Source organism: uncultured Ruminococcus sp., from assembly GCF_937915125.1.
In the GTDB taxonomy this organism is placed as follows: domain Bacteria; phylum Bacillota; class Clostridia; order Oscillospirales; family Ruminococcaceae; genus Ruminococcus_C.
The window spans coordinates 20,632-27,987 of record NZ_CALDMP010000070.1 but is presented as its reverse complement, the minus strand read 5'-3'; the positions used below and the strand labels follow the sequence as shown (position 1 = coordinate 27,987).

Annotated in this window: 7 protein-coding genes; 3 read left to right on the top strand and 4 right to left on the bottom strand. The window is 51.7% G+C overall.

Going from position 1 to position 7,356, the window contains the following annotated elements:
* The coding region (locus Q0418_RS07075) for a hypothetical protein (RefSeq protein ID WP_298483439.1) at positions 1 to 246 on the top strand (246 nt) is incomplete at its 5' end.
* A 60-nt stretch (positions 247 to 306) separates the two neighbouring features.
* Here the strand turns inward: Q0418_RS07075 and Q0418_RS07070 are convergent.
* Genes Q0418_RS07070 through aroB form a run of 4 tightly spaced genes read right to left on the bottom strand, consistent with a single transcriptional unit; the run spans position 307 to position 4,286 of the window.
* On the bottom strand, positions 307 to 876 hold the full coding sequence (locus Q0418_RS07070; protein ID WP_298483440.1) for a DUF4364 family protein: 570 nt from the start codon (positions 874 to 876) through the stop codon (positions 307 to 309).
* 44 nt (positions 877 to 920) lie between these two features.
* On the bottom strand, positions 921 to 2,012 hold the full coding sequence (aroC, locus tag Q0418_RS07065; RefSeq protein ID WP_298483438.1) for a chorismate synthase: 1,092 nt from the start codon (positions 2,010 to 2,012) through the stop codon (positions 921 to 923).
* Positions 1,990 to 3,237: a 3-phosphoshikimate 1-carboxyvinyltransferase gene (gene aroA, locus Q0418_RS07060; RefSeq protein WP_298483437.1), complete on the bottom strand. Its 1,248-nt coding sequence runs from the start codon at positions 3,235 to 3,237 to the stop codon at positions 1,990 to 1,992. Before aroA ends, aroC begins: the two co-directional genes overlap by 23 nt.
* Positions 3,234 to 4,286: a 3-dehydroquinate synthase gene (gene aroB, locus Q0418_RS07055; RefSeq protein ID WP_298483436.1), complete on the bottom strand. Its 1,053-nt coding sequence runs from the start codon at positions 4,284 to 4,286 to the stop codon at positions 3,234 to 3,236. Before aroB ends, aroA begins: the two co-directional genes overlap by 4 nt.
* A 478-nt stretch (positions 4,287 to 4,764) precedes the next feature.
* On the opposite strand from aroB, the gene Q0418_RS07050 reads away from it, so the two are divergent.
* Positions 4,765 to 6,057 carry an EF-P 5-aminopentanol modification-associated protein YfmF gene (locus tag Q0418_RS07050; protein WP_298483435.1) on the top strand — a complete coding sequence of 431 codons (1,293 nt, stop codon included), beginning with the start codon at positions 4,765 to 4,767 and terminating at the stop codon, positions 6,055 to 6,057.
* A complete protein-coding gene (locus Q0418_RS07045) occupies positions 6,044 to 7,327 on the top strand; it encodes an EF-P 5-aminopentanol modification-associated protein YfmH (RefSeq protein WP_298483434.1) in 1,284 nt (427 codons plus the stop codon). The genes Q0418_RS07050 and Q0418_RS07045 overlap by 14 nt, the downstream gene beginning before the upstream one ends.
* Positions 7,328 to 7,356: the final 29 nt, after the last annotated feature.

Here is a 7,356-nt window from a genome sequence, read left to right as displayed (position 1 = left end):
GGCGACAAGGGGCTTTGCCCCTTGACCCCACCAGCATTTTTGAAAAATTGCTGGACAAAAAAACTTCATTGCCTGTGCTTCGCACAGATGAAAAAAGGCACAGAGTGCAATCACCCTGTGCCTTTTTTGTTTAAGGCAATACCGCACAAAGATTGTGCGTCAGATGCGCCGTCAGATTTTTCGTCAGATGAAACAAAAAGCGCAGTGAATACTTTGTGTATTCACGAGCATTTTTGTGAAATATGACGGAAAATATGCAAGCATATGACGTGCAAAGCCGTCAGGCGCTCTTTGTGCGGTGTTGCCTTAATTATCGCTCAGATCGTAGCTTTCTTCCTCGTTGGAGAATGCTGCGTCCAGTATTTTCCCATAAAATCCGGCAGGATTCAGCATGATCTGTTCCCCCAGGAATTTTGCCTGGGTATAATCCGGCGCATACAGTTTCAGATCCAGCAGATCATCCTGAACATCCAGGCAGCGCACGTGCACATAATACCCCTTTTGCAAAGGAATATAGTCGATCTTCACCTCATTCTGCCGCTTGATCCGGGCAAAATAATGCAGTGCCGCAGAGACAAGCTTGTCCCGATACGCCTTTCCCACATAATTGCGCAACTCTTTCGCCGTGCGGATGCCATTTTCCGTCAGGGAATAATATTCTATCCCGTTGTTATGTTTCTCCACCTCCACAGAACCGTGGCTGGTCAGATAGGCAATAGAATCCTGATACGCAAAATAATTGATAATATCATTTCCCACAGCAATATCGTACAAATGGGACACACGAACCGGCTTGTCGATCCGATAGAGCAAATAACAGATGAGAATATTTGCCGTATGGGGATCCATGATCGGCGGCGTTGCCATTTTTGACATTTTCAAAAGGTTTTCTTCCTGCACAGCTGCCACCTCGAATCAGGTTAAAAATTCGGATAATCCATCATATGGGAGAGCAGCGCAATATTCACCGCCGCTTCCACACACGGCACAGCACGTGGCACGATACACGGGTCATGTCTGCCGTGAATTTGCAGGGTCTCGTTGGTTTTTGCACGGAAATCCACCGTTTCCTGGGGCTTAGCGATAGATGCCGTGGGCTTAACTGCCACATTCAGTGTAATGGGCATACCCGATGAAATACCGCCCAGAATACCGCCGTGATTGTTGGTTTTGGTTTTCACATGACCGGCTTCGTCAATATAGAACGGGTCATTGTTCTGGCTGCCAACCATTTCTGCCACCTGGAAACCAGCGCCGAATTCCAGTCCCTTCACAGCCGGAATACCGAAGATCAGCTGGGCAATGGTGTTTTCCAGTCCCTCAAAAATGGGAGAACCTACGCCGGCAGGCACATTGATCGCCACGCATTCAATAATACCGCCCAGAGATTCCCCGCCGTGACGGGCATTGCGGATATCTTCCCGCATCAGTTCTCCCTGTGCATCATTGCGCACCGGAAATTCCTTTTCCCGTACTGCCAGAATATCCTCCTTGGTCACCTTTGTGCGACTGAACGCATCGTCCTGAATACCGTGAATGGATGCAATATGCGCACCGGTATAGATGCCACGCCGTTCCAGAATCTGCCCGCAGACTGCACCAGCAAAACAGAGGGGTGCCGTGAGACGGCCGGAGAAATGTCCGCCGCCCCGCACATCATTAAAGCCACGATACCGCATAGCACCTGTATAATCCGCATGACCCGGACGAGGCAGACGTGCCAGATTGCTGTAATCCTTGGAACGGGTATCCGTATTCTGAATGAATGCACAAAGGGGCACGCCGGTGGTGCGGTCATTGAGCAGACCAGACATGATCTGGGGCAGATCTTTTTCACCCCGGGGTGTAGTAGTACCGTCCTTTTTCGGGGCACGGCGTGTCATAAACTGCCGCAGCTTTTCCAGATCAATATACTCCCCCGGCGGCAGGTTATCAATGACCACGCCGATTGCCGGGCCGTGGGATTCCCCGAAGATGGAAATGGAAATATTACGATTCCAGAACGATGACATGGGCAATTCCTCCTAATTGTTGATAATCCTCAAAGAATCGTGGATATGACTTTTCCACGCAGTCTCCATGTAAAATAGTAACCACGCCGGTACAGCGTGTAGCAGCCACCGCAGCACACATGGCGATCCGGTGATCGCCGAAGCTGTCCACCACACCGCCGTGGAGTTCCTGCACCGGTTCGATCACCAGTCCGTCTGCCGAAGCTGTCACTTTGCCGCCCAGCCGGTTCAGCATATCAGCCGTAGCCGCAAGGCGATCGCTTTCCTTGATAGCAAGGCGGTGTGCACCTGTGATACGGGACGGCGCTGTGCCGAATGTTGCCAGCACTGCCAGAATGGGTACCAGGTCGGGAATATCCGATGCATCTACAATGAAGCACGCCGGCTTTCCCTCTTTCTGATTATAACACATCTGCGATGTAATTTCAATGATCTTTTTGTCACCCTGAACGCTGTCCGGGTTCAGATTGGTCAGTTCCACATCACTTCCCAGAGCATTTGCCACATAAAAGAACGCCGCCTGGGAATAATCTCCCTCTACTGCAAGGTCACAGGGATGAAGCTTCTGACCGCCGGGAATGGAATATCCGTTCTCCGTCTCCTTGATTTCCACGCCGAACTGCCGCAGACAATCAATAGTCAGATCCACATAAGGTCTGGACTCCAATCGGGACAGCATCCGTATTTCCGAATCCCCATCCAGCAGGGGCAATGCAAAGAGCAGACCTGTGACATACTGGGAAGAAACATCCCCTTCCAGCTCATAAGTACCGGGCTGAAGCTGTCCCTCTATGGTAAAGGGCATGGTATTCTCATAATGGAAAGTGATACCCTTAGGGGGCAATTCCCGGAGATATGCCGTAATGGGTCGCTGGGGCAGACGTCCCTGACCGAAAAAGGTGGTATGTATGCCCAATGCCGCAGCCACCGGAATCAGGAAGCGAAGTGTCGAACCGCTTTCGCAGCAGTCTGCAATTGCTTCTTTCGCCGCTGCTTTGCCGCCTACACCTGTGACGGTAATGGTGCTGCCATTCTGGGAAAAAGCTGCACCGAAAGCAGTGAGCACTTCCATTGTGGCTGTAATATCTCTTGAGATATCCACACCGGAAATCACCGAAGTACCCTCTGCCAGTGCTGCACAGATGAGCATCCGGTGCGCCACACTCTTGGAAGCAGGAATCCGCACGGTACCGTGCAGCTTAGACGGTGTGATTTCTACGTTCATGCCCTCGTGCCTCCCATCCATACTGCAAATTCCCCGAAGGGCATGGTACGGATCTGCGCCGCGCCGATGGTCTCGCAGACAATGAACCGCAGGGATGCGCTGGCACGTTTTTTGTCATTGCCGCAAAGGGGCACAAGCTGATCCATAGGCGCTTCCACAGAAGTGGGCAGTCCATAGGATGCCACGCAATTGCAAAGCCGCTGGTAAATCTCAGCTGCACAGGTCTTTTCCGCCATCATGCACATACCAGCTGCCACTGCCGCACCGTGGGTATATGTTTCATAGTGATAATAGCTCTCCACTGCATGTCCCAGAGTATGCCCGAAATTCAGGATCATGCGCTCGCCGGTGTCGAATTCGTCATGCTCCACCACGTCACGCTTGATGTCGATGCAAGTTGCAATGATCTCTTCCATGACCTCCGCCACGTTTTCCAGTGTATGCTGTTCCAGCAGAGCAAAGAGTTCTGCATCCCGGATCATGCCGTACTTGATAACCTCACCCATGCCGTCTGCCAGGAATTCCTTGGGCAGCGTTTGCAGGGTATCCGGATCGCACAGCACTGCAACGGGCTGTTTGAATGCGCCCACCAGATTTTTGCCGCCGGGCAGGTCAATGGCAGTCTTTCCGCCTACAGAAGAATCCACCTGTGCCAGCAAGCTGGTAGGGATCTGCATATAATCCAGCCCACGCAGATAGGTCGCCGCAGCAAAGCCGGTAATATCTCCCACAACACCGCCGCCCAGTGCGACCAGGCAGTCAGTGCGTGTAATGTTATTTTCACACAAAAAGTCGTAGATCTGGTTCAGCGTGGTGCTGCACTTAGACGCTTCTCCATGGGGAAAGACAAATTTCAGCACATGAAATCCGTTCTGTTCCAGCGACTGCACCACAGTATCTCCGTATATCGCATCCACATGATCGTCTGTAATTACCGCAGCTGTCTGGGCTTTGGTCTGTTTTCGCAAAAGTGCGCCGCACTGCGCCAGCAAGCCCCGTTCAATCCAGATGGGATAGGTCTGGCTCGCATGTACTGTAATCGTTCTCATTCGATTCGGGCTCCTTCCTCCGGAGCAGCGCCCCGGATTGCAAAATCCAGCCAGCACGTACAAGCTGCGCTGGTATATCAATTTTATTATACTAAAAATCCATTTTCTTTTCAACAACAAATTGTAAACCCTGCAAAATAATTTCTGAAATTGGGTGTGATTCTTTCGTTGAAAATGTCCCAACCCGATGCCCAGCTGAAATGGCATCAGCAGACTCATCCTGAAGATGGCGAGTCAGCATTTTCTAGAAATTGCCAGACCAAAAACTTTAGGCAATACCGCACAAAGCCGTCAGGTGCTCTTTGTGCGGTGTTGCCTTTGGAAAAATTATTCTGATAATTTGGTGAAAGGCATAGCAATTCTCAGAGAAATGTGGTATAATACTTTTGTATGCTTATGCCCGGTGCAGAATTCCTCTGCCGCCGCCACTGCATACGCCCATAAAATGTACAAAAGATATCGCAGAAAGGACGATTTTATGACAACCTCATACCAGCGGATCCCCCTTTCAGATAGCATCGGCTTCACTGAAATCCTGGATCCCAAATTCAAGACCAATGCGCTGAGAATCCAGCTCATCCAGCCCCTCTCACCGGAGACGGCTTCTGCCTGCGCACTTGCAGCCGATCTGGCGACCTCCAGCAGCAAGGCATATCCCACAAATGCTGCCATGAACCAGAAGCTGCATCTTCTGTACGGCGCTGATCTCAGCTGTACCATTTCCAAACAGGGCGACTTGCAGATCATCACCCTGCGTGCGTCTGCCATTGCTGACCGCTATGCTCTGGACGGAGAAAAGGTATTCGACGAGCTGGTGGACATTCTCCTGGGCTGTCTGCTTGCACCCAATGCCGAAAACGGCGCTTTTGACGAAACAGAATTCCGTATCAAGCAGAGCAATCTGCTGGACTGCATTGACGCAGAGATCAACGAAAAGCGCAAGTACGCCCTGCAGCAGACATACAAAACCGCCTACTCCCACGAACCTGCCGCCCATTCCTGCTATGGCACACGGGAGGAAGCGGCTGCGCTGACACCATCCGGTGTGTACCAGGCTTTCCAGAAGCTGTTGCAGCAGGCAAAAATTGAGATTTTCTTTGTGGGACCGGCATCCCAGCCGGCACTCCCCGGAAAATTCCAGGATGCCTTTTCGACTATCCCCGACCGCAGCGTACCTGATTTCCCCTTCCTCACCCCCAGCCCGGCAAAGCCGGAGCCTGTCACAGTACGGGAAGCACTTCCGGTGAACCAGTGCAAGATGGTCATGGCATGGAAAACTGCTTACCCGAGCCGCTATGCCGTCAAGCTTATGGCAGTGCTTCTGGGCGGTACGCCAAGTTCCAAGCTGTTCGCCAATGTCCGGGAGAAGATGAGTCTCTGCTATTACTGCGCAGCCAATTACAACGAAGCCAAGCAGACCATGTTCGTGGACTGCGGCATTGAAACGGAAAATATCGAGACCACACGCAGCGCCATTCAGCAGCAGCTGGATGCCATTTGCAGCGGTGACATTTCAGATGAGGAGATCCAAAACGCTCTGATGTCCATCCACAACACCATGCGGAGCATCGGCGATACGGCTTCTTCTTATATCACATGGTATTTCGGACAGTTTTGCCGGGGCACAAAGCTGACGCCGGCGGAGGAAGAGGAACAATACCGGAATGTCACCAAGGAAGAGATCATTGCTGCGGCAAAGTCCATGCAGCTGGATACCATTTATATTATGGAATGCAAGGAACAGGAGGATGTACCTCATGGAGACAACTAAGACGATCGTCCGTTCACCCCAGACCGGTGATCAGTACGTGCACATTCACCACAAGAGCGGTCTGGAGATCCTGGTGTGCGAAATGGAAGGCTTCAGCACCACAGAAGCGATGTTCGGCACAAAATACGGCTCTATCAACACCCAGTTCAAGACGGCTGCGGACACCGACTATTGCACCGTTCCTGAGGGCATTGCCCATTTCCTGGAACATAAGCTCTTTGAAAACGAGGACTGCGATGTATTCGACCTCTACGCCAAAACCGGTGCAGATGCCAATGCGTTCACTTCCTTTGACAAGACATGCTACTACTTCGACTGCTCGGACAATTTCAAGGCGTCCCTGGAGATTCTGCTGTCCTTTGTCCAGTCGCCTTATTTCACGCCGGAGAGTGTTGCCAAGGAACAGGGCATTATCGGTCAGGAAATACGCATGTGCGATGACGATCCTGGCTGGCGTGTCTTTTTCAACATGCTGGGCGGACTCTATCAGAAGCACCCGGTACGCATTGACATTGCCGGTACCATCGAAAGCATTGCCCAGATCACAGATGATCTCCTGTACCGCTGCTACCGCACATTCTACAATCTCCACAATATGGTACTGGCAGTTGCCGGAAACTGTACCGTGGATGAAGTGCTGGAAGTGGCAGACCGCCTTCTGAAGCCCTGTGAGGATCAGAAGCTGGAAACAGTGTTCCCCACGGAATCCCTGGATATTGTACGCAGCGAAACTGTAGAAACAGCAGCGGTGGGACAGCCTTTGTTCCATATCGGCTTCAAGTGTGCTCCAAAAACCGGCGCCGAAAATCTGCAAGCTCAGATCGAAGCACACATTGCTATGCGTGTCCTCGCCGGCACCTCTTCTCCTTTGTACCAGGAACTGCTCCAGGAGGGTCTCATCAATCCCACATTCTCCACCGAAATTTTCAACGGCGATGGATTCTTTACTGTGATCTTCGGCGGCGAATCCCGTGATCCCCGTGCTGTCCGTGACCGCATTGCTGCTGCACTGACAAATGCGCAGGAAACCGGACTGGATGAATCACTTTTCAACGAGTTCAAGAAGTCCACGTATGGTGCGCTGGTGCGGGAACTGAACAACGTTTCTTCCGTGACAAATTCCATGATTGCCTCCCACATGGCTGGCTATGGACTATATGACACGCTGCGCGTTCTGTCGGAGCTGAAACTGGAGGACTGCAACCGATTCTTACGACAGGAAATGGATATCAATCGCATGACGCTGTCCATTATCGAACCTGCAAACTAATGGGAAGGAGGCGCGGGATTCCTCGGAAT

Coding starts and splice junctions, on each gene's coding strand:
- Q0418_RS07070 (WP_298483440.1), bottom strand. CDS start 876: ATGTCAAAAATGGCAACGCCGCCGATCATGGATCCCCATACGGCAAAT.
- aroA (WP_298483437.1), bottom strand. CDS start 3,237: ATGAACGTAGAAATCACACCGTCTAAGCTGCACGGTACCGTGCGGATT.
- aroC (WP_298483438.1), bottom strand. CDS start 2,012: ATGTCATCGTTCTGGAATCGTAATATTTCCATTTCCATCTTCGGGGAA.
- Q0418_RS07045 (WP_298483434.1), top strand. CDS start 6,044: ATGGAGACAACTAAGACGATCGTCCGTTCACCCCAGACCGGTGATCAG.
- Q0418_RS07050 (WP_298483435.1), top strand. CDS start 4,765: ATGACAACCTCATACCAGCGGATCCCCCTTTCAGATAGCATCGGCTTC.
- aroB (WP_298483436.1), bottom strand. CDS start 4,286: ATGAGAACGATTACAGTACATGCGAGCCAGACCTATCCCATCTGGATT.